Raw genomic sequence first — 20,817 nt, 5'->3', positions numbered from 1 at the left:
ACCCGAAGGCCGGAGCCCGGCTCGCGCCTTGATCGCCCACGAGCGGGCTGATTGGCTGACCGGCATGACCGACCTCGGCACCTCCGCCCCCTGGCCGCCCGCCCCGATCACGACCGAACGGCTCGTGCTCCGCGAGTCGCAGGCGCGGGACCGGGCGGCGTTCGTCGACCTGTTCTCCTCCCCCGAGGTCAACACCTATCTGGGCGGCCCGCAGCCGCGCGACGCGCTCGAACGCGACATGCCCGCGGTGCCGGGCCGCCGTTCCGGCCTGTTCGTGGTCGACCTCGCCGGAACGATGATCGGCCAGGTCATCCTCACCCGCGACTCGGGCCACCTCCCTCAGGCCGCGGGCCGCGTGGAGTTGGGCTACCTGTTCCTGCCGTCCGCGTGGGGCCGGGGTTACGCCACGGAGGCGTGCGGGGCGGCCCTCGCCTGGTTCGACTCCACGCACCCGGGCGAACCGCTGGTCCTGGCGACGCAGACGGCGAACGCCGCGTCCATGCGGCTGGCGGCGAGGCTGGGCTTCGAGGAGGTGGAGCGCTTCGTGGCGTACGACGCGGAGCAGTCCTTCGCGCTCCGCCCGCCCACCACCACTGGCCTGACCTGACCTCCCGGGCAGCCGGCCGCACCACCTGACGCCCGCGCCGTGGCCGTGCGGGCACCTGCCCCAGCGTCGTGGTGGGGCGGTCCGCGGAGGTCGTCGCATCCCTCCGGAGGGTGGGACGGCTGTCGACGAGGCCCCAGGGGCCGCCCGGCAAGCCATACTCGTCGCCTGTGGATCGGCCCACCTCGCCAGCGGCCGTTCCTGAAGGGAATCAACGTGGCATCCATCAAGGACATCGTCTTCGACAGCCCTCATCCGGCGTCGGCCGCCCGATTCTGGGCACAGGCCCTGGATGACTACGCCATCGCGCCCTACGACGAGGAGGAGTTGGCCCGGCTGCGCTCCCTGGGCGTCGACGACCCGGAGGACGACCCCACCGTCCTGCTCGTCGGCGCGGACGACAGGCTGCCTCGCATCTTCTTCCAACGGGTACCGGAGGAGAAGCGGACCAAGAACCGGGTCCATCTCGACCTCAGCACGACCGATGCAGCCGCTGAGGTCGAGCGGCTACGTGCGCTGGGAGCGACGGTTCAGGCCGAGCGCGACGACTGGATCACGATGCAGGACCCCGACGGCAACGCATTCTGCGTCATGCGCTCGTGATCGAGGGCGAGACCGTCAGGCGGCGCCGCGGCCCGCACGGTGCGAGCCTCATCCCGCCCCGTACACCCGCCCCGGATCCTCCGACGCCGCCAGCAAGCCGCGCACCACCTCCCCCGTCTCCGACGGCGTGCGACGGACAGACGCCTCGTCCGTCGGGCCCGGACGCCAGCCCTCCATCACCGTCAAACGGCCCGCCTCCGACTCGAAGACGCGGCCCGTCACCCCCTCGCTCGCCGCCGAGCCGAGCCACACCACCAGCGGGGAGACGTCCTCCGGCAGCGCGGCGAGGTCCGTGAAGACGCCCTCCGTCATGCGCGTCCGCGCCGCCGGGGCGATCGCGTTCACCTGGACGCCGTAGCGCGCCAACTCCGCCGCGGCGACGAGCGTCAGGCCCACGATGCCGGCCTTCGCCGCGGAGTAGTTCCCCTGGCCGACGCTGCCCAGCAGGCCCGCGCCCGACGTCGTGTTGATCACCCGGGCAGCAAGGGCCCGGCCCGCCTTCGACTCCGCCCGCCAATGCGCCGCCGCGTGCTTCAGGGGCAGGAAGTGGCCCTTCAGATGCACGCGGACGACCGCGTCCCAGTCGTCCTCGTCCAGGTTCACGAGCATCCGGTCCCGCACGAAGCCCGCGTTGTTGACGAGGGTGTCGAGTCGGCCGTACGTCTCCAGCGCGGTCGCGACCAGCGAAGAAGCGCCCTCGCTCGTCGCGATGTCGCCGCCGTGCGGCACCGCTTCGCCTCCCGCCGCGCGGATCTCCGCGACGGCTTCGGCCGCGGGGCCGCGGGACGTGCCCGCACCGTCGAGGGAGGCGCCGAGGTCGTTGACGACGACCCGTGCTCCCTCCGCGGCGAAGGCGAGCGCGTGCGCCCGCCCGAGCCCCCGCCCCGCACCCGTGATCGCCACGACTCGGCCTTCGCACAGTTCCGTCATCTCAAGCCTCCCCGGAGTCAGTTGTGGCCGCGGCGAGGAACGCCGGACGTTCGCCCCCGCCGTGGACGTGCAGCGACGCCCCGCTGACGTACGCGGCCCGCGCCGACGCGAGGAAGACCGTGGCTTCCCCGACGTCGGACGGCTCGGCGAGCCGCCCCAGGGGCACGGTCGCGCCGACCGCCGTGACGCCGGCCGCGTCGCCGTAGTGCACATGAGAAAGCTCCGTGCGGACCATCCCGGGCACGACCGTGTTCACCCGCACCTCGGGCGCCCACTCCACGGCCATGGACCGCGCCAGGTTCGCCAGCCCCGCCTTCGCCGCGCCGTACGCCGCCGAGCCAGGCGAGGCCCGGTCCGCGCTGACGCTGCCGATCATCACGATCGAGCCGCGGGCCGCCCGCAGGTGCTCGTACGCCGCGAGGGACGCGGTCAGCGGCGCGGTGAGGTTGAGTTCCAGCACCCGTACGTGCCGGGCGACGGGCGCGTCGGCCAGCGCCCGGTGCGGCGTCCCGCCCGCGTTGTTGACCAGCACGTCCAGCCGTCCGTACCGCGCGGCGACGTCCGCGAAGAAGTCCTCGACGGCATCGGGGTCCCGCAGGTCGAGCGGGACGAACTCGGCGCCGTCGACCGGGACTTCGGGCGGGCGCCGGGCGCAGACCACGACCGTCGCCCCGGCCCGCAGCAAGGACCGTGCGATGCCCGCGCCGACGCCCCGCGTGCCGCCGGTGACGACCGCGACCCTCCCGTCCAGCTCCATCCGCTGCTACCTTCCTCACCTAACAAATGTTTGGTGGAAAGGTAGCTGATCCTGTCATGGGTGTCTCCACCACGAGCACGGTCTCCGCCACGGACACCGCACCGGGCGTGCGGACGGTCACCGTCGACCGCCCGCCCGTCAACGCGCTGCCCGCCCGCGACTGGTACGCCCTCGCCGACGCGGTCCGCGCCGCCGGCCGGGACCCGGAGGTGCGCTGCGTCGTCCTCGCCGCCGCCGGCCGCGGCTTCAACGCGGGCGTCGACATCAAGGAACTCCAGGCCGCCTCGGACAGCACCGCGCTGATCGACGTCAACCGCGGCTGCGCGGAGGCGTTCGCCGCGGTGTACGAGTGTGAGGTCCCGGTCGTCGCCGCGGTCGCCGGCCACTGCCTCGGCGGCGGCGTCGGCCTCGTCGGCAACGCGGACGCGATCGTCGCCGCGGACGACGCGACCTTCGGCCTGCCGGAGTTGGACCGGGGCGCGCTGGGCGCGGCGACGCACCTTTCCCGGCTGGTGCCCCAACACCTCATGCGCACGCTGTACTTCACCTCCCGCACGGTGAGCGCGCACGAGTTGCACGGCCACGGCTCGGTGTGGCGGGTGGTGCCGCGCGCGGAACTCGACGCGGCGGCGCTGGAGCTGGCGCAGGAGATCGCCCGCAAGGACGGCACGCTGTTGCGGCTCGCGAAGACGGCGCTCAACGGCATCGACCCGGTGGACGTGCGCCGTAGCTACCGCTTCGAGCAGGGCTTCACTTTCGAGGCGAGCGTCAGCGGGGTGGCAGACCGGGTCCGCGCCGCCTTCGGACGGTCGGAAGGGGGCGAAGGAGCATGAGCGACAAGGTCATGTCACTGGACGACGTCGTCGGGCGGCTGCGCAGCGGAATGACCATCGGCATCGGCGGCTGGGGCTCGCGCCGCAAGCCGATGGCGTTGGTGAGAGCACTGCTCCGGTCCGAGATCACCGATCTCACCGTGGTGTCGTACGGCGGCCCGGACATCGGCCTCCTCGCCGCCGCCGGCCGGATCCGCCGCCTGGTCACCGCCTTCGTGACGCTCGACTCCATCCCCCTCGAACCGCACTACCGCGCCGCCCGTCAGGCCGGCGGCTTCCCCGTCACCGAGATCGACGAGGCGATGTTCATGTGGGGCCTGCACGCCGCCGCGAACCGGCTGCCGTTCCTGCCGGTACGCGCCGGCATCGGCTCGGACGTGCTGCGGCTCAATCCGGAGCTGCGGACGGTGACGTCTCCGTACGAGGACGGGGAGGAGTTCGTCGCCGTGCCCGCGCTGCGCATGGACGCCGCCTTCGTGCACCTCAACCGCGCCGACCGCCTCGGCAATGCCTGCTACCTGGGCCCCGACCCGTACTTCGACGACCTGTTCTGCGAGGCCGCGGACACGGCGTACGTCTGCTGCGAAGCGCTGGTTGACACGTTCGGGGACGTCCCGCCGCAGTCCCTGCTGGTCTCCCGCCACTCGGTCACGGGCGTGGTGGAGACCCCGAACGGCGCGCACTTCACCTCCTGCGCCCCCGACTACGGGCGCGACGAGGCGTTCCAGAAGACGTACGCGACGACGCCCTGGGAGGAGTTCGCCGCGCGCTTCCTCGACGGTGACGAGAAGGCGTACCAAGCAGCCGTCGCCCGCTGGCAGGAGGGTGCCCGATGAGCATCAAAACCACGGCGACCCGCGCCGAGTACTGCGTCGTCGCCTGCGCCGAGGCGTGGCGCGGCGACGGAGAAGTGCTGGCCAGCCCCATGGGCCTGATCCCGTCCGTCGGCGCCCGGCTCGCGAAGCGCACCTTCTCCCCCGACCTGCTCCTGACCGACGGCGAGGCGATGCTGGTGGGGCTCGACGGGTCGGTGGAGGGCTGGCTGCCGTACCGCCGCCACCTCGCGATGGTCACCGGCGGGCGCCGGCACGTGATGATGGGCGCGAGCCAGCTCGACCGCCACGGCAACCAGAACATCTCCGCCATCGGCCCCGACTTCGCCCGCCCTTCCCGCCAACTCCTCGGAATGCGCGGAGCGCCCGTCAACACCCTCAACAATCCAGTCAGTTACTGGGTCCCCAAGCACTCGACGCGCGTCTTCGTCCCAAAGGTGGACGTGGTCTGCGGAGTGGGTTACGACCGCGCCGCCGCGGCCGGGCCGAGCGCGACCCGCTTCCACCGCATCCCCCGCATCGTCACGGACCTCGGCGTCTTCGACTTCGCGACGCCTGATCGCGCGATGCGGCTGGTGTCCGTGCACCCGGGCGTGACGGTGGCGGACGTACGGGCCGCGACCGGTTTCGAGCTGGTCGCGGACGATGTGGTGCCGACCCGGGAGCCGACCCCCGAGGAGCTACGGCTGATCCGCGAGGTGATCGACCCGGACGGCCTGCGCGAGCGCGAGGTGAAGGCCGGATGACCGGCGCGGTGCTGGAGACGGCGCTGACCCGGCTGACCGGCGTGCGCCATCCGATCGTGCAGACCGGCATGGGCTGGGTCGCCGGCCCCCGCCTGGTCTCCGCGACGGCGAACGCGGGCGCCCTCGGCATCCTCGCCTCCGCGACGATGACCGTGGACGAGTTGCGGCACGCCGTGCGCGAGGTCGCCGCCCGCACGGACGCCCCCTTCGGCGTCAACCTGCGCGCCGACGCGGCGGACGCCCGCGAACGGGTGCGGATCATCGTCGACGAGGGCGTACGCGTCGCTTCGTTCGCCCTCGCGCCCTCCCGGGACCTGATCGCCGAACTCAAGGACGCTGGCGTGGTGGTGATCCCGTCGGTGGGCGCGCGTCGCCACGCGGAGAAGGTCGCGGCGTGGGGCGCGGACGCGGTGCTGGTGCAGGGCGGCGAGGGCGGCGGCCACACCGGCGCGGTCGCCACGACCGTGCTGGTCCCGCAGGTCGTGGACGCGGTGGACATCCCCGTCGTCGCGGCCGGCGGCTTCCACGACGGCCGCGGCCTGGTGGCCGCGCTCGCGCTGGGCGCGGCGGGCGTCGCGATGGGCACCCGCTTCCTGCTGACCTCCGACTCCACCGTCCCGGCCGCGGTGAAGGCGCGCTATCTGGCGGCGACGGTGAACGACGTGACGGTGACGCGGGCGGTGGACGGCCTGCCGCACCGGATGCTGCGTACGGACTTGGTCGCGGCCCTTGAACGGCACGGCCGCGCCCGCTCCCTGGCGCTGGCGGTACGCCACGCGGCGGCGTTCCGGAAGCTGTCCGGGCTGACGTGGCGGTCGATGGTCCGCGACGGCCTCGCGATGAAGCACGGCAAGGAAATGACGTGGGGCCAGGTCCTGTTGGCCGCGAACACCCCGATGCTGCTGCGCGCGGCGATGGTCGACGGCCGGACGGATGTGGGTGTGATGGCGTCGGGCCAGGTCGCGGGCGTGCTGGACGACCTGCCGAGCTGCGCGGAGCTGGTGGAGCGAGTGGTACGGGAAGCGGACGCGGTGCTGCGCGGGCTGGGCGGGTCGGGGACGCGCTGAGCCCCGTACGACGTGTGCCGTACGGGGCTCAGGGAGTGCGGGTGGCGCTGTGTGCGGTGGAGCTACGGGCTACAGCGCGGCGCCTCGCGCGAGGGCCACCAGCCCGGCGAACGCATCAGCCGACACAAGCAGCGCGGGCCCCTCGGGCCGCTTGCTGTCCCGGACGGGCACGGTGCCGTGGGTGGCTGCGTATGCGGAGGCCCATTCGAGGCAGTTGCCGCCGTTGCTGCTGTAGGAGGACTTGGTCCATTGAGCTGTGGCGAGTTCGACGCTCATCGTGCAGCTCCTTTGAAGACTTACAGCGCGGCGCCCCGCGCGAGCGAGACGAGACCGGCGAAGGCGTCCGCGGACACGACGAGGACCGGCCCACCGGGCTGCTTGCTATCCCGGACGGGAACGACCCCGGTAGCGACGACGTTCACGGCGACCTCCACACAGTCACCGCCATTGCTGCTGTAGGAGGACTTGACCCAACGGAGTTCGGTCGTGGTCGTCATGGAGTGCCCTTCCGTACCTGATTGATCATGTCCACAGTCGCTGCCGACGACAGCGAGACGGCCTGCAACTGATGGTAGGCCGCCAACAGGGGCAGAATGACGGGGATTTCGCGCTCCATGTGCCCCTGCATCTGGGACTCAGCGTACGCGACCATGGAGAGGTCCGGCAGGGTCAGCAGGTTCAACGGGAGGTTGAACGGCCGGCGCTCTCCTATGGCGTACGGCGCGATGTGCAGCATCGCATTGGGCTGCTCGGCGAACGCCATCAGCCGGTCGAGCTGGGCGTCCATCACCTCACGGCTGCCGACCTGTCGGCGGATGCAGCTCTCGTCCATGACGACGAACATCATGGGCGTCCGGTCGCGTACCAGGGCGGCCTGTCGCTTCATGAGCACGCTAACTCGCTCCTCAGCCTGGTCGGCCGAGATGGAACCTCGCTGCACTTCGCCGCTTTCGAGGGCGGTTGCGTACTCCTGCGTCTGCAACAGCCCAGGGATGATCCCGATTTGATACAGCCGCAGCTCGACGGCCCGCCCCTCGTACCCCAGGTACTCCGGGAAGCCTTGCAGCAGCGCACCATGCCGGATCTCTCTAAACGCACGTTCGAACGTGTCAGCCGCACCTTCGAGTTCGAAGACCTTGTCGGCACTCAGCGAGAATTGGCGCGTTGGCGTTCTCCGGCCGGTTTCGACGGCTGAAATGTGCCGCCCCGAGTACCCCATAAGGGATGCGAGTTCGTCCTGAGTTAACCCTCGCCCATCGCGCAGACTGCGTAACCGTGCTCCGTACGCCGCCTGAGCAGATGCTTCAGGATTCAACTCCTTGCGGTTCACCAACGTGCTCTCCTCGCCCGGTCGCGTTGAGGGGAGCACCAACCTTAGGCCAATCTGACTGCGCCCGGTAGCGGTTTGGCTACAGAGAGGAGCAGTCATGTGCAGTGACCTTGGTGAACTCAGCGTCGGCGAACTCGCGTACGACACCGAGACCCGGGAACTCGGCGTGGTGATGGAGGTGTTCAGGAACTACTACGCCCTCCGCCCGCCCCGGGGCGGCATCGAGTGGGACGCCCTGCGCGACCTCACCCGTAGGGCGACGAACAACGACCGGATCACGCCGGCCCTCAGCGAGCGCAACGCCAACAGCAGTCAGCGGAGCTGACATGGGATCCCCCCACATCCCCGACCCGCCCCGCACCTGCCGCGCCACCGCCGTACTGCCCCCGGAATTAGTGCTCGACGCCCGGGACGCCGAGGGCCACGCGCCCGAAACGCTCATGGCGATCCAGACGCGCCTCGCCTGCGAACTCGAAGCGCACGAGGACGGGCCGCACGCCGCGCTCGTCCGCCTGCTGCCGGCCCCGCACGGCGAGAACCTGTGGACCCACTGGACGGACGACCGCGCCCCGGAACAGATCACCGCCCTCACCGACTGCGCCCGGACGAACGGCGCGCCTTCGGGGCGGGACGACGTCTGCTTCCTGTACGGGAACCACCCGGGCCGCTGCTCGTTCGACCTCGCCACCCCCGACCCGTGACTCCCGACCCGTAACTCCCCCCACCCCCAATCGCCCGCCGGCCATCGCCCCGGCCGCGCGGGCCAGCCCGCCCCGAGGTCACTGCCCCCGACCTCCGGGGCGGGCCCCAAGCCGCCCGTCCGGCCCACCTGGGCAAGGGTCAGGGCCGGACGGGCCCACCGAACCAACCCGGTCACGGCTTGCGCGGGTCGGCCTCCCTGACGTCGTGCAGGTGGATCAGGACGTCGAAGGAGCGGCCGAGCGCCAGGTCGTACAAGGGGTAGTTGGCGTCGAAACCGGTGCCGATGGTGCGGGTGGGACGCGCGGTGTCCAGCCAGCGGCGCGCGTTGGGCGCGGCGGCGCGCAGATCGGCGTAGTAGTCCTCGTGCCGGACCCGGTCGAGGGTGTGCTCATTGGTGCCGGGAGCCGCGGCGCCGACGGTGAACTTCTTCCAGTCGCCGCCGATGCCGGTCTTCTGGGCGAGGAAGGAGCCGCGGTCGAAGGTCATGCCGATCGGCAGGTAGTTCCGGCCCAGTGCGTCGCGGAGGAGGGACCCCTGGGTCTTGGGGTACATCGAGGCGGTGCCGGCGATGAGGCCGAGGTGGTCGTTGTGCGCGGAGACCAGCATCTTGTGACCGGTGCGCTTCTGCCACCACAGGACGTTGTCGGCCATGGCCTTGTCACGGATGCGCTGGAAGTCGGGCATCTTCGCGGGGTCGCTGGGATCGGCGGTCAGGAACCTGGTGGTGTCGGCGACGGAACGGGCGTTCTGCACGGCCCACTCGTGGGCGTTCCGGTCCTTGCCGCCCGCCGCGCTGATCAGGTCGAGTGCGCGCTGGGCCCGGTCGGCGAAGGCTTGGCGCTCGGCGAGCGGCTTGTTGAGGTAGGCGAAGACGTCGTCGAGGGGGCGCAGCCCCGTGTAGAGCTCGTCGATGCGCGGTGCCAATGTCGGGTGGTGCTGTTCGACATAGCCGGTGATCCGGGCGAAGAAGTCGTCGGTGATGGCCGGGCCGCCGAGGTCGTTGCCGACGAAGTGCACGGTGCGGGTGGGGTTGCGGCGGTTGTGCTCGCGCATCCACTCGATGAGGTCGACGAACTCTTCGCGGTCCCAGGGGGTGCCGCCGAGGGTCTCCTTGACGACCTGCCGGGCGTCGCCCTTGCCGGTCTGGAGGTAGTCGTTGATCCGCAGGCCGGCGGGCCAGCTGAACTCCAGGGAGAAGGCGCGGAAGCCCTTCTCCTGGACGAGGTAGCGGAAGAGTCGCTCCTTCATGGTGAAGAACTCGTGGGAGCCGTGGGTGGCCTCCCCCAGGCCGACGACCTTGGCACCGCCGATCATCGCGCCGAGCGCCCGCAGGTCGGTGCTCTTCCCGCCGGGCTCGGTGGAGCGCAGCGGGTGGGCGATCCGGTCCAGCGCGCGGACCACGGGGTCCTGGGCCTGCTCCCGAGCGGCGGCCCGCGGCGCCCCGTCCGCGACCGGGGCGGCGTACGCCGCCCCGGCGACGAGGGCCGCCCCCATGACGCCCGCCGTCGTGGCGAGCAGTGCCCTGCGGCCGATGCGCTGGTGGTACCTGGTCATGCTGGTGAGCTCCTTCTGTTCGTCGCCGAAGACCTGAAGGAATCCTCACCGCGCCGAGCCGGCGGCGCACGGGGGCAGCCTCTCCGGTCTTAGGGGAGCTAGCTCCCCCTGAGGGAAGCGACCGCACGCGAAACCAGGGCCCCCGACGGGCCCGAAGCGCGTCGCTCTCCGGGCAGCCGTGCGGCCCTGGCTTCACTCGCATCCGGCCCGCTCATTCAGCAGGCCGGAAAATCGCGCTACGAAATCCCGTTACAGTAGGCCGTGCTCCCGCCGGGCGTTCCGACAGAGGTGTACACCTTGCGCCCCTCAGGGATATTGAACGTGTGGGTCTGGGAGCCACCGGTCCCAAGGCTCATCTCCCAAGTCCTTTCCATGCGGCTGCCGTCCGCGGTCGCCCACTGGAGCTTGAAGCGCATCATGGCCCCCGACCAGTTCCTGATGGTCAAGGTCTCACCATTGCCCTTGAAGGACGAAATGGCGCCCTTACTTGAGTCACCCGTCTTGTAGATCATGGCGATCAGGTCGTGGGCACCCGGATCGCCCGGCGCAGGCGACTTGTCGCAGTCCACGGTCCAGTAGGCGGCTTCCGCCGCGTGCGCCTGGCCCGGCATCGTCAGGACGCCGGCAGCCAGGGCCGCAGCCATCAGACCGACAACGCCGGTGAGGTTCTTCCTCTTCAGAATCTGCATGACCGGTTCTCCCTCTCTCGCACCTGAGTGGTCCCTACAGCGATAGAGACTCCCCCAAGGGAAGGCCATGGATCAACAGATCACCACGTGATTCCCCAATTTAATGGGCGCGCGCCCATCAAATGGTGAGTGAATGATGAGAGGGCGAGTCCCACTCACCTGGACGGGCCGACGGTCCCCGACGGCTCAGGTGGAGACGGGCTCCAGGTCGGCGCCGTCGAAGGGGGGATAGCTCTCACCGCCCATGCGCTCGGCCGCGTCGATGTAGCTGGCGAGAGCGTCGCGGGACTGGGCGAGGCTGTCCATCTGCTCGTCCAGTCGCTGGAGCCGTGACCGCATCGCAGCGACCAGCTCGGGACACCCGGGCAGCTGCGGGTCCTCCCCGACGGCGCAGGGCAGCACGTACGCGATGTCCTCGGAGGACAGACCGGCACCGAGCAGATGTCGGATCTGTCTGACCCGCAGCACGGCGTCCTCGTCAAACTCGCGGTAGCCGTTCGTGCCGCGGTCCGCCTCCAGCAGGCCCTGGGCCTCGTAGTAGCGCAACTGATGGGTGTTGACGCCCGTCCGGCGCCCCAGTTCCCCGATCCGCATCGCAACCTCGCTTGACCTTCACACCGGTATGAACGTTGACGATGCTGCCATGGACAACACGACCGAAACACCTGTGACGATCATCGGCCTCGGACGGATGGGCCAGGCGCTGGCCAGCGCGTTCCTCAAAGCCGGCCACCCCACCACCGTGTGGAACCGCACGGCCGCCAAGGCCGACCAGTTGGTGGCCGAGGGTGCCCTGCTGGCGCCGACGGTGGGCGCCGCGCTCAAGGCGGGCCCCCTGACGATCGTCTGCGTCAGCGACTACCGGGCCATGCGCGGTCTGCTCGGGGCGGACGACGTCGAGCTGGACGGCGTGACCTTGGTGAACCTGACCTCGGGTGACTCGACCCAGGCCCGGGAGGCCGCCCGATGGGCCGAGCAGCGCGGCGCCCGCTACCTGGACGGCGCCATCATGGCGATCCCGCCGGCCATCGGAACCGCTGACGCGGTGATCCTGCACAGCGGGCCGCAGGCCGACTTCGAGGCGCACAAGACCACACTCGACGCGCTCGGCACCGTCACCCACCTCGGTGCGGACCACGGGCTGGCGTCGCTGTACGACGTGGCGGGCCTGGCCATGATGTGGAGCGTCCTGAACGCCTGGCTCCAGGGCACGGCCCTGCTCAGGACGGCCGGTGTGGACGCCGCGACGTTCGCGCCGTTCGCACAGCAGATGGCCACCGGAGTGGCCGCATGGCTGCCGGGCGAAGCCGAGCAGATCGACAGCGGCTCCTTCCCTGCCGATGTGGCGTCCCTGGAGACCCATGTCGGGTCGATGGCACATCTGATCGAGGAGAGCGAGGCGGTGGGCGTCAACGCCGAACTACCGAAGTTGATCAAGGCGATGGCCGACCGGGCGGTCGCCGCCGGACACGGCGGGGAGCAGTACGCCGTGCTGATCGAAGAGTTCAGCAAGCCCCGCGCCGAGTGACCGGACCCGGCACCGGGATCTCCCCTCGGGCCTCAGGGCACGCCGCTCCCGGGACGGACGCCCGGGAGCGGCGCGGTGCGCGCCCTTGAGGGACACAAGGGTTCGCAGGGGTTCGCAGGGGTTCGGAGCGGGCCCTCAGTGCCTCAGGGCTTGAAGGCGTTGGTCAGGGCGGTGAGGAGCTCGCCTCGTGAGGTGTCGCCGCGGAGGTTCGACAGGAAGCCGCCGCCGAGTCCGTACCGCTTCATGTACGCGACCTTTCCGGTGACCGTGGCCGGGGTGTCGTAGGTCCACAACTGGCTGCCGCAGACCGCGTAGGCCGTCTTCCCCATTTCGCCGGTCGGGGCGCAGCGGGCGCTGACCGTCCGGTAGTCGTCCAGTCCCCGCTGGGAGGGGCCGTCCACCGGGCCGTCGGCGTGGTACTGGCCCGGCGGCCCGCTGGGGCTGCGGATGCCCTGCCAGCCCCAGGCGTGGGTGGGGAGGCCGACGACGACCTTGTTCGGGTGGACGCCCTTCGCGGTCAGGTTGCGGAGTTCGAAGTTGGCGTCCCGGCCGTACTCCAGGCCGTTCCAGGAGGAGTCGAGCGGGGCGGCGGGGGCGGTCTTCTGGGCCCAGTGCGGATCCAACGGCGTGTAGTAGTCGAACGTCTTCACGTTGTACCAGTCCACCAGGGGCGCCGCCCCGGCGAAGTCGGACTGCCCGTAGACGCTGTCGCCGCCGCCGCGGCGGCCGAAGGTCACCGTCAGGGTGCGGTCCTTGCCCAGCACGGTGCGGAGCTGCGTCGCCAGGGCCTTCACCGAGCCCGCGCCGCCGAGGTCGCAGGGGGCAAGCTGGCAGGGCGGGTACTCCATCGCCAGGTCGATCCCGTCGAAGAGACCGGCCCAGCGCGGGTCGTCGATCAGCCGCTGGCAGGAGGTGGCGAAGGCACCCGGGCGCTGCCGGGCCCCGGCCCAGTCGCCCGCGCGCTCCGGCCCGCCGAAGGACCACAGGAGCTTGAGATTCGGATGACGGGCCTTCAGCTCGCGGAGTTGGTTGAGGTGTCCGCGCAGGGGCTGGTCCCAGGTGTCGGCCCGGCCGGACACGCTCTGCTCGGCGGTGAAGGTCCGCTCCAGGGCCGCGTACCGGTCTCCGATGCCGCACTGGCCGCCGCTGACCGTGCCGTACCCGTACGTCAGATGGGTGAGCCGGTCCGCCGAGCCGCCCGTGTGCAACTCCTTTACGTGGAAGCCCCGTTCATAGCTGTCCTCCTCGGCGAAGACGCCCATGGCGACCGGTTTCGCGGGCATCGGCGGCACCGTGCCCGTCGTCCGGACGGGCATGTGACGGCTCGACCAGCCCGACCCCGGGCCGCTGACGGCGACCACGGCGAAGTGGTACTCCGTTTCGACGTTGAGGTGCGTCGCCGTGAAGGTGGTGCCGGTCGTGATCCCGATGTCCGTGCCGAAGTCCTGTTCGATCCGGTAGTACAGCACCTCGTCGGGACGAGGCGGCGGGTCCCACTTGAACGTGACGGTGGTGTCCGTGACCGCCGTGAAGACGGGCGGGCCGGGGTGGTTGGCCTCCTCGGCGTACGCCCGGCCCGAAAGGCCCGCGAGTAGTCCCAGCAGCGTCGCGAGCCCTGCCAGCGCGGCGACGATCCTGGTTCTCGGGCCGGATAAGAGACGCGTTTCCATCGCTCCTCCAGACATGGACGCGACGGACACCGGGCCACTCCCGGGACGTTGCGGAGCGCCGCCTTCCGTCGCGAGTCGGGGACACGGTAGGAGGGGCGGGTCTGCGTGGTGTTGAAGATGAGGCAACTCCCATGGGGATGAGGTCACTTCTCATCCCCATGGGTCGGGCTCACGGGCCCGGTGGCGTCACTCGCAGAAGACCTGGACCGTGGAGTCGGGGTCGTCCACGTTGACGTGGATGTCGTCGAGGTGCTCGACGAGTTCCTCAAGGTGCTGCGGCTTGAGTTCGGCGAGGTCGATCGGGATCCCGTTCCGGTGCAGTTGCTCGTTGACCTTGGTGAGCGCCTGTGGCGGGATCAGGCTCGCGAGCCGGACTCCGGCGCGCAGCAGTTGCAGCGGGATGCGGACGTTGATCCGGCTGGGGCCGTCGCCGCCGGGCTCGTCCGAGTGGACCACCACGCGCAGGTACTTGGGGCGGCGGTCCTTCGGGCCGGACGCGGCGCCCGGCGACGTCGTCGGCTGCTGGCGCTCCAGCGCGTCGATCAGCCGTCCCGCCTCGTCAGCGGTGATCTTGCCGTCGGCCAGCATCTCCAGGATCTGGCGACGCTGCTCGTTCGGTACCGTACCCGCGCTCGCACCCGTGCTCGTACTCATGTCGTACTCCCCCTCTGTCTCAGCTCTCTCAGCTGCCTCAACTGACCTTGATCAGCACGGCCGTCCGGCCCTGCTGCATGTCGAACCGGGCCCCGGGCAGCGCCCACAGCAGCCGCCCGACCCCGCCCAGCGCGCCCACCGGGCGGATGCCGAAGACGCGGCAGGCGATCAGCCCGCCCACCACGGCGAGCAGCACCAGCGGCGAGAGCACGAGCAGCAGCGGGAGGACGGGGACGTACAGCCGTCGCGTACGCCCGTCGGCACGGCGGTAGCGCGCCGTCACCAACTGCGGCATCACCGCGGACCCTCCAACTCCGCCAGCGCCTCCTGCACACTGATCTCACCCCGCTGGAGGCGGTCCACCACGTCAGCGGTGCCGGCGGTCGGCGCGGGGTCGGTGTCGACGAAGTCGAGGCGCTGCGCGATCCGGTTCAGCCGGGACTTGACCGTCGGGTAACTCACCCCGAAGACCCGCTCCATCTCCTTGATGGAGCCGTGCGCCCGGACGAACGCGGCGACGAACACCTGATCGTCCACGTCGAGCTGAGCCAACTGCGGCGGCTCGAACCGCCCCTCGATCGCGACATCACTGTCCGCGAGGCGCACCCGCTCGACCACGAACGACCGCCCCTGCGTCAGGTCCGTCAGCTCCTGCCACTCCACCCGTGGGCTCCCTCGAAACTCGGCGACGCGCACTCGGCGCACCCGATGGCGCACCCTGCCCTTCATTTATAGCTTGAGTTTTTCAAGGGAGCAACGAGGAGACCTTGATTTTCTCAACTTGCACCTGAGGAAAGGCGAGGTCGACAGCTCACCACTTCGACGGTCGTCACGTCCGGGACCCGGGAGGAGCACGCGGCGGTGACGGCGGTCCACCCGCTCGGCCGACAATCGGCCAAGAGAACGCGGACCGGCATATTCATGGGTGCCGGACGGGGAGAGGGAGACAGATGGGCCGCCAGTCCGGCCGACCGTCTGCCGTCACCCCGGGGAGAGCCAAGAGATGCTTGTGGGCCGAGACACAGAGCGCAAGGCGATCGAAGAACTGGTTGCCGGAGCGCGGGCCGGCCGCAGTGGCGTGCTGGTGGTGTGCGGTGAGATCGGCATCGGCAAGACCGCGCTCCTTGAGCACGCCCGCGGTGTCGCATCGGGGTTCCGGGTGGAGCGTGCGGCCGGCGTGGAGTCCGAGACGGGGTTCGCGTTCGCCAGCCTGCACCAGTTGTGTGCGCCGTTGTCGGACCGGCTGGGTGCGTTGCCCCGTCCGCAGCAGGCCGCCTTGGAGGTGGCGTTCGGGGTGCGCGACGGCGACCCGCCGGACCCGTTCCTGGTGGCGCTGGCCACCTTGGGGCTGCTGACCCGGGCAGCCGGGGAACGGCCGCTGCTGTGCCTGGTGGATGACGCCCAGTGGTTGGACGCGGCATCCGCGCAGGCACTTGCCTTCGTGGCGCGGCGGGTGGAGGCCGAGCCGCTGGGGCTGGGGCTGGTGTTCGCGCTGCGCGACCCCGACCTCGGCCCCTGCGACGTACATACGTTCGCAGGGCTGCCGAAGCTGGGCCTGGCCGGGCTCGGTGAGGCGGACGCACGGAAGTTGCTCGCCACGGCGGTCAGGGCGCCCTGGGACGAGCGGATATGTGACCGGGTCATCATCGAAGCGGGGGGCAACCCGCTGGTTCTGACGCAGTTGCCCCTGAGCGCGGAGCCGGCGAAGCTCGCGGGAGGATTCGGATTGCCGAACGAACTGAGCGTGCCGCGCAAGATCGAGGAGTGCTTCCAGCGCCGGTCGCGCGGCTTACCGGCCGAAACACGGTTGCTGCTGCTGGTCGCGGCGGCCGAGCCGCTCGGCGACACCGCGCTGATGTGGGCCGCGGCCGAGCAACTCGACATCCGCGCTGACGCGGCCGCACCGGCGGAGACGGCAGGGCTGGTGGAGGTCGGCACCTGGGTGCGGTTCCACCATCCGCTGATGCGTTCGCTGATCTACCGGGCGGCCACGTCGTCCGACCGCCGCCGCGTGCACCGCGCCCTGGCCGCGGCGACCGACGCCCGGGCCGAACCCGACCGCCACGCCTGGCACCGTGCGCAGGCCACACCCGGGACCGACGAGACGATCGCCGCGGACCTGGAGCGCTCGGCCGATCGGGCACGGGCCCGCGGCGGGCTGGCCGCGGCAGCCGCGTTCCTGGAACGGGCGGTCGTGCTCACCCCCGAGCCCGGCGACCGTGCCCGCCGTGCGCTGTGCGCCGCGGGCGCCAAGCACAAGGCCGGCGCGCCCGACGCCGCTCTGGAGCTGCTGACCCTCGCGAAGACCGGGCCGCTGCCTGCCGCGGAACGCGCCCGGGTGAAGCTGCTGGGTGCCGAGATCGCGTTGTACACGACGGGGAACGACGACGTGCTCGGGATGCTGCTGGACGTCGCGACGGAACTCGCCCCGCTGGACGCCCCGCTGGCCCGCGAGACCTTCCTGCAAGCCCTGGAGTCCTCCCACATGCCCGGTTCGTCCAGACGCGGGGTGCTGGACGTGGCCGAAGCCGCCCGGGCCGCGCCGGCACCGTCGACGCCGACACGGGCGGTGGACCTCTTCCTCGACGGGCTGGTGGCCAGAGCCACCCACGGATACGAAGCATCCGTACCCGTCCTGAGGCGGGCGCTGACCTCACTCGGTGACAGCGGTCACGACCCCCGCCAGCCACAAGGAGACGACGCCGACAGCCGTTGGCTGCTGCTGGGGTGCCGCGTCGCGATGGCGCTGTGGGACGACGAGGCGCTCCACACGCTCGCCGTTCGCCGTGTCCGCCTCGCCCGGGAGGCCGGGGCGCTGGCGACGCTGCCCACCGCGCTCAACTGCCTCGCCGCCGTGTCCTTGTTCACCGGCGAGTTCGCCCGGGCCGCCGAGCTGGGAGCCGAGGCCACCGCGTACACGCGGGAGACGGGTGCCGCGCCGCTGCCCAGCAGCGACATCCTGCTGGCGGCCTGGCGCGGCCGGCGGGCCGCGGTCGACACGCTCCACGCGGTCATCGTCCGGGAAGCCACCGGGTACGGCGGGGGTGGTCTGGCCCAGTACTCCCTGGCGGTGCTGCACAACGGCCTGGGAAACTACGACGTCGCCCTCGCCGCCGCGGTACCGCCGTGCGAGTCCGACGAGCTGGTGCACAGCAGCATGGTGCTGCCCGAGCTGATCGAGGCGGCCGTCCGCGCCGACCAGCCGGACCGCGCCACCACCGCCCTGGAACTGCTGAGTTCGCGAGCGCGCGCCAGCGGTACCCAGTGGGCCCTCGGGCTTGCGGCCGTCTCACGCGCGCTCACCAGCACCGGGCCGGCGGCCGAAGCGTCGTACGGCGAGGCGATCGAGCGGTTCGGCCGCTGCCGGATGGTCGCCCATCTCGCCCGCGCCCACCTCGTCTACGGCGAGTGGCTGCGCCGCGAACGCCGCCGTCAGGACGCCCGCGAGCACCTCCGCACCGCTCACCAGATGCTGTCCGACATGGGTGCGGAGGGGTTCGCCGCCCGCGCCGCCCGCGAGTTGCGCGCCACCGGTGGGCAGTGTCACCAGCGGGCCGCCCGACCGGCCGACGCGCTCACCGCCCACGAGCTGCACATCGCGAGGCTGGTGGCCACCGGGGCGACCTCCAAGGAGGTCGGCACCCAGTTGTTCCTGAGCCCGCGCACCATCGACGCCCACGTGCGCAACATCTTCCGCAAGCTCCACATCACGTCCCGCCGCCAGCTGCGCGACCTGCCGCTGACCTGACCCGCGGGCCGACCCGCGCGAACTCCCGCGAAGGATCTCCGGGTGGATCGCCGGGTGTAGGCGATGTTTGCCGATGCGACGGCGGTACCGCGGTGGCGACCATGGAAACGCGTCCCGGGACGACCGCACCGGATCCATCGCGGCCGGGCTCCTGGACGTACGGGCACGTGTCCGCATCCAAGAAGGAGCAAGCATGAAGCTGTCCATACGTCGGCCTCTCGGAGTCGCTGTCGCCACGGTGGCCGCGATGGCCGCCATGGCCGTACCCGCCGTCGCGAGTACCCCGAGCGACGACTTCTCCACGCTCATCAACGGCGTGCCCTGCAACCAGACCGACTTCCTGGAGATCCACAACAACAACGGCCAGAGCACCCTCTGCTTCGCCAACGGCGGGTGGATGGCCGTCGCCATCTACGGCGTCAACTGGGTCGAGTCCGGCAACAACCGGGTGAAGCTCCAGTTCCAGCGGAACCTGAGCAACCCGACGCTCGAAAGCGTCACCATGGCGAAGTGGAGTTCGTGGAACCCCGGCCACGTCCACAAGATCATTCGGATCGAGATCTACTGACGTCCGAGGGGTGAGCGTCCCGCTGTGACGCCGTGTCCCCGGGCGGGCGCTCCAAGGGCCGCGCCCGCACGGGGACCGTGCCCGGCCCCGTGACGCGCATCGTGGGCGTCGACCCCGACCACCCCCCTCGGCGCCACCGGGGCACGGGTCGTCAGATCCGTTCGATGATCGTCACGTTCGCCTGGCCCCCGCCCTCGCACATCACCTGGAGGCCGAGCCGGCCGCCCGTGCGCTCCAACTCGTGCAGCAGGGTCGTCATCAGCCGGGCGCCGGTGGCGCCGAGGGGGTGGCCCAGCGCGATCGCACCGCCGTTGACGTTCACCTTCGCCGGGTCGGCGCCCGTCTCCTTGAGCCAGGCGAGGACGACCGGGGCGAACGCCTCGTTGATCTCGACGAGGTCGACGTCGTCGAGGGAGAGACCGGTCTTCTTCAAGGCGCGGGCGGTCGCCGGGATGGGGGCGGAGAGCATCCGGATGGGGTCCTCGCCGCGGACGGAGAGGTGGTGGATGCGGGCGCGCGGGGTCAGGCCGTGCTCGCGCACCGCGGCCTCGCCGGCGAGCAGCAACGCCGCCGCGCCGTCGGAGACCTGGGAGGAGCAGGCGGCGGTGATCGTGCCGCCCGGCACGACCGGGTCCAGGGCGGCCATCTTCTCCAGGGACGTGTCGCGGCGCGGGCCTTCGTCGCGCACGACGTCGCCGTACGCCACGGTCTCGCGCTCGAAACGGCCTTCGTCGACGGCGCGGGCTGCGCGCTCGTGGGAGCGGAGCGCGTACTCCTCCTGGTCGCGGCGGCTGATCCCCCACTTCGCGGCGATCAACTCGGCGCCGTGGAACTGGTTCACGGGCTGGTCGCCGTAGCGGGCGCGCCAGCCCTCGCTGCCGGCGAAGGGGCCGTCGGTCAGCCCGAGGGGGTCGGCGGCCTGGCGGGAGGCGTACGCGATGGGGATCATCGACATGTTCTGGGTGCCGCCCGCTACCACCAGGTCCTGGGTGCCGGAGAGCACGGCCTGCGCGGCGAAGTGGACGGCCTGCTGGGACGATCCGCACTGGCGGTCCACGGTCACGCCCGGCACCTCCTCCGGCAGCCCGGCCGCCAGCCACGCCGTACGGGCGATGTCGCCGGCCTGCGGGCCGACGGCGTCCAGGCAGCCGAAGACGACGTCGTCGACGGCGGCCGGGTCGATGCCGGAGCGTTGGACGAGCGCGGTCAGGACGTGGGCGCCCAGGTCGGCGGGGTGGACCCGGGCGAGTCCGCCGCGGCGCCTGCCGACCGGGGTGCGGACCGCTTCGACGACGTATGCCTCGGCCATCGCACTCTCCTCCTACGGATCCATGTGCGTACGGTTCATGTGCGTACTCATGTGTGCCTGCGGTTCATGTGCCTGCGGTTCACGTGCGTACGGCGATGCCGTCCAGGACCATCGACAGGTACTGGCGGGCGATCTCCTCGGGGCTGTGCAGTCCGCCCGGGCGGTACCAGGACGCGGCGACCCACACCGTGTCGCGCACGAAGCGGTACGTCAGCCGGACGTCGAGGTCGGCGCGGAAGACCCCCTCCGCCACGCCGCGCTCCAGCGTCCCAAGCCACGCCTGCTCGAACTTCTGCTGCGAGTCGGTGAGGTAGTGGAAGCGGGGCTGGGCGGCCAGCGCCCGGGACTCCTTCTGATAGATCGCGACCGCGGGCCGGTGGCGGTCGATCTCCCGGAAGGACTCGGTGACCAGCGCTTCGATGGTCTCGCGGGGGCCGAGGTCGGCGGCGAGCACGGCGTCGTACCCCTCCCACAGCTCGTCCAGGAAGGTGGAGAGGATCTCGTCCAACATCGACTCCTTGGAGTCGAAGTGGTAGTAGAGGCTGCCGGCGAGCATGCCGGCCTCGTCCGCGATGCGGCGGACGGTGGTCGCGTTGTACCCCTGGGCGGCGAACACTTCGGCGGCGAGCTGGAGCAGTTCGCGACGGCGCTCCGGCGAGGCCGTCACCTGGGTCTTCTTCGTCTTCGGCACG

At 71.2% G+C, this 20,817-nt stretch carries 25 protein-coding genes; 11 read left to right on the top strand and 14 right to left on the bottom strand.

Features of this window, described 5'->3' with window-relative positions:
* Nucleotides 1-64 precede the first annotated feature (64 nt).
* Nucleotides 65-607 (top strand): GNAT family N-acetyltransferase, encoded by a 543-nt coding sequence (locus AB0E05_RS07150; protein ID WP_361960142.1) that lies wholly within the window; start codon nt 65-67, stop codon nt 605-607.
* A 213-nt stretch (nt 608-820) separates the two neighbouring features.
* Complete coding sequence (locus tag AB0E05_RS07145; RefSeq protein WP_361960139.1) at nt 821-1,207, top strand: VOC family protein; 387 nt, start codon at nt 821-823, stop codon at nt 1,205-1,207.
* Between the two features lie 48 nt (nt 1,208-1,255).
* Here AB0E05_RS07145 and AB0E05_RS07140 read toward each other — a convergent pair whose 3' ends face one another.
* Nucleotides 1,256-2,137 carry an SDR family oxidoreductase gene (locus tag AB0E05_RS07140; RefSeq protein ID WP_361960136.1) on the bottom strand — a complete coding sequence of 294 codons (882 nt, stop codon included), beginning with the start codon at nt 2,135-2,137 and terminating at the stop codon, nt 1,256-1,258.
* A gap of 1 nt (nt 2,138) precedes the next feature.
* Nucleotides 2,139-2,894 (bottom strand): SDR family oxidoreductase, encoded by a 756-nt coding sequence (locus AB0E05_RS07135; RefSeq protein ID WP_361960133.1) that lies wholly within the window; start codon nt 2,892-2,894, stop codon nt 2,139-2,141.
* Between the two features lie 56 nt (nt 2,895-2,950).
* Between AB0E05_RS07135 and AB0E05_RS07130 the strand changes: the two genes are divergently transcribed.
* From AB0E05_RS07130 to AB0E05_RS07115, 4 genes are read left to right on the top strand one after another with little or no spacing between them, the layout of a single operon-like run.
* Nucleotides 2,951-3,727 carry an enoyl-CoA hydratase family protein gene (locus AB0E05_RS07130; protein ID WP_361960130.1) on the top strand — a complete coding sequence of 259 codons (777 nt, stop codon included), beginning with the start codon at nt 2,951-2,953 and terminating at the stop codon, nt 3,725-3,727.
* Nucleotides 3,724-4,563 carry a CoA-transferase gene (locus AB0E05_RS07125; protein ID WP_361960127.1) on the top strand — a complete coding sequence of 280 codons (840 nt, stop codon included), beginning with the start codon at nt 3,724-3,726 and terminating at the stop codon, nt 4,561-4,563. Before AB0E05_RS07130 ends, AB0E05_RS07125 begins: the two co-directional genes overlap by 4 nt.
* Nucleotides 4,560-5,306 carry a CoA-transferase gene (locus tag AB0E05_RS07120; RefSeq protein ID WP_361960124.1) on the top strand — a complete coding sequence of 249 codons (747 nt, stop codon included), beginning with the start codon at nt 4,560-4,562 and terminating at the stop codon, nt 5,304-5,306. Before AB0E05_RS07125 ends, AB0E05_RS07120 begins: the two co-directional genes overlap by 4 nt.
* Before the next feature lie 11 nt (nt 5,307-5,317).
* Nucleotides 5,318-6,373 (top strand): nitronate monooxygenase, encoded by a 1,056-nt coding sequence (locus AB0E05_RS07115; RefSeq protein WP_361960558.1) that lies wholly within the window; start codon nt 5,318-5,320, stop codon nt 6,371-6,373.
* 69 nt (nt 6,374-6,442) lie between these two features.
* Here AB0E05_RS07115 and AB0E05_RS07110 read toward each other — a convergent pair whose 3' ends face one another.
* From AB0E05_RS07110 to AB0E05_RS07100, 3 genes are read right to left on the bottom strand one after another with little or no spacing between them, the layout of a single operon-like run.
* Entirely contained in the window at nt 6,443-6,649 is a 207-nt protein-coding gene (locus AB0E05_RS07110) for a DUF397 domain-containing protein (RefSeq protein WP_361960121.1), read from the bottom strand.
* Nucleotides 6,650-6,669: 20 nt separating this feature from the next.
* A complete protein-coding gene (locus AB0E05_RS07105; RefSeq protein ID WP_361960118.1) occupies nt 6,670-6,870 on the bottom strand; it encodes a DUF397 domain-containing protein in 201 nt (66 codons plus the stop codon).
* On the bottom strand, nt 6,867-7,703 hold the full coding sequence (locus AB0E05_RS07100; protein WP_361960115.1) for a helix-turn-helix transcriptional regulator: 837 nt from the start codon (nt 7,701-7,703) through the stop codon (nt 6,867-6,869). Before AB0E05_RS07100 ends, AB0E05_RS07105 begins: the two co-directional genes overlap by 4 nt.
* Nucleotides 7,704-7,800: 97 nt before the next feature.
* On the opposite strand from AB0E05_RS07100, the gene AB0E05_RS07095 reads away from it, so the two are divergent.
* Nucleotides 7,801-8,028 (top strand): hypothetical protein, encoded by a 228-nt coding sequence (locus AB0E05_RS07095; protein ID WP_361960112.1) that lies wholly within the window; start codon nt 7,801-7,803, stop codon nt 8,026-8,028.
* Nucleotide 8,029: 1 nt separating this feature from the next.
* The gene (locus AB0E05_RS07090; RefSeq protein ID WP_361960109.1) at nt 8,030-8,404 is read left to right on the top strand and encodes a hypothetical protein; all 375 of its coding nucleotides are present in this window, start codon (nt 8,030-8,032) and stop codon (nt 8,402-8,404) included.
* Between the two features lie 172 nt (nt 8,405-8,576).
* Here AB0E05_RS07090 and AB0E05_RS07085 read toward each other — a convergent pair whose 3' ends face one another.
* The 3 genes from AB0E05_RS07085 to AB0E05_RS07075 form a co-directional block, all read right to left on the bottom strand.
* The gene (locus AB0E05_RS07085; protein ID WP_361960106.1) at nt 8,577-9,959 is read right to left on the bottom strand and encodes an erythromycin esterase family protein; all 1,383 of its coding nucleotides are present in this window, start codon (nt 9,957-9,959) and stop codon (nt 8,577-8,579) included.
* Between the two features lie 236 nt (nt 9,960-10,195).
* Entirely contained in the window at nt 10,196-10,648 is a 453-nt protein-coding gene (locus tag AB0E05_RS07080; protein ID WP_361960103.1) for a hypothetical protein, read from the bottom strand.
* 186 nt (nt 10,649-10,834) lie between these two features.
* Nucleotides 10,835-11,242 carry a MerR family transcriptional regulator gene (locus AB0E05_RS07075; RefSeq protein ID WP_361960100.1) on the bottom strand — a complete coding sequence of 136 codons (408 nt, stop codon included), beginning with the start codon at nt 11,240-11,242 and terminating at the stop codon, nt 10,835-10,837.
* Between the two features lie 49 nt (nt 11,243-11,291).
* Between AB0E05_RS07075 and AB0E05_RS07070 the strand changes: the two genes are divergently transcribed.
* Nucleotides 11,292-12,176, top strand: a complete 885-nt coding sequence (locus AB0E05_RS07070) for an NAD(P)-binding domain-containing protein (protein WP_361960097.1) — start codon at nt 11,292-11,294, stop codon at nt 12,174-12,176.
* 143 nt (nt 12,177-12,319) lie between these two features.
* Here the strand turns inward: AB0E05_RS07070 and AB0E05_RS07065 are convergent, their stop codons facing one another.
* The 4 genes from AB0E05_RS07065 to AB0E05_RS07050 all read right to left on the bottom strand — a co-directional run bounded on the left by AB0E05_RS07065 (nt 12,320) and on the right by AB0E05_RS07050 (nt 15,163).
* Nucleotides 12,320-13,846, bottom strand: coding sequence for a glycosyl hydrolase family 18 protein (locus AB0E05_RS07065; protein ID WP_361960094.1), 1,527 nt, complete (start codon nt 13,844-13,846; stop codon nt 12,320-12,322).
* 186 nt (nt 13,847-14,032) lie between these two features.
* The gene (locus AB0E05_RS07060; protein ID WP_361960091.1) at nt 14,033-14,500 is read right to left on the bottom strand and encodes a hypothetical protein; all 468 of its coding nucleotides are present in this window, start codon (nt 14,498-14,500) and stop codon (nt 14,033-14,035) included.
* Between the two features lie 37 nt (nt 14,501-14,537).
* The gene (locus AB0E05_RS07055) at nt 14,538-14,795 is read right to left on the bottom strand and encodes a hypothetical protein (protein WP_361960088.1); all 258 of its coding nucleotides are present in this window, start codon (nt 14,793-14,795) and stop codon (nt 14,538-14,540) included.
* A complete protein-coding gene (locus AB0E05_RS07050) occupies nt 14,795-15,163 on the bottom strand; it encodes a DUF2089 domain-containing protein (RefSeq protein WP_361960085.1) in 369 nt (122 codons plus the stop codon). Before AB0E05_RS07050 ends, AB0E05_RS07055 begins: the two co-directional genes overlap by 1 nt.
* Before the next feature lie 340 nt (nt 15,164-15,503).
* Here AB0E05_RS07050 and AB0E05_RS07045 point away from each other — a divergent pair, with 340 nt between their 5' ends.
* Entirely contained in the window at nt 15,504-18,248 is a 2,745-nt protein-coding gene (locus tag AB0E05_RS07045; protein ID WP_361960082.1) for an AAA family ATPase, read from the top strand.
* A 193-nt stretch (nt 18,249-18,441) separates the two neighbouring features.
* Complete coding sequence (locus tag AB0E05_RS07040; protein WP_361960079.1) at nt 18,442-18,816, top strand: beta/gamma crystallin domain-containing protein; 375 nt, start codon at nt 18,442-18,444, stop codon at nt 18,814-18,816.
* 151 nt (nt 18,817-18,967) lie between these two features.
* Here AB0E05_RS07040 and AB0E05_RS07035 read toward each other — a convergent pair whose 3' ends face one another.
* Entirely contained in the window at nt 18,968-20,125 is a 1,158-nt protein-coding gene (locus tag AB0E05_RS07035) for an acetyl-CoA C-acetyltransferase (protein WP_361960076.1), read from the bottom strand.
* A gap of 79 nt (nt 20,126-20,204) precedes the next feature.
* Nucleotides 20,205-20,816 carry a TetR/AcrR family transcriptional regulator gene (locus tag AB0E05_RS07030; protein WP_361960073.1) on the bottom strand — a complete coding sequence of 204 codons (612 nt, stop codon included), beginning with the start codon at nt 20,814-20,816 and terminating at the stop codon, nt 20,205-20,207.
* Between the last annotated feature and the right edge of the window lies 1 nt (nt 20,817).

Origin of the sequence: Streptomyces sp. NPDC048057 (assembly GCF_040653095.1) — a bacterium.
In the GTDB taxonomy this organism is placed as follows: Bacteria; Actinomycetota; Actinomycetes; order Streptomycetales; family Streptomycetaceae; genus Streptomyces.
This window is presented reverse-complemented; position numbering and strand designations above follow the sequence as displayed.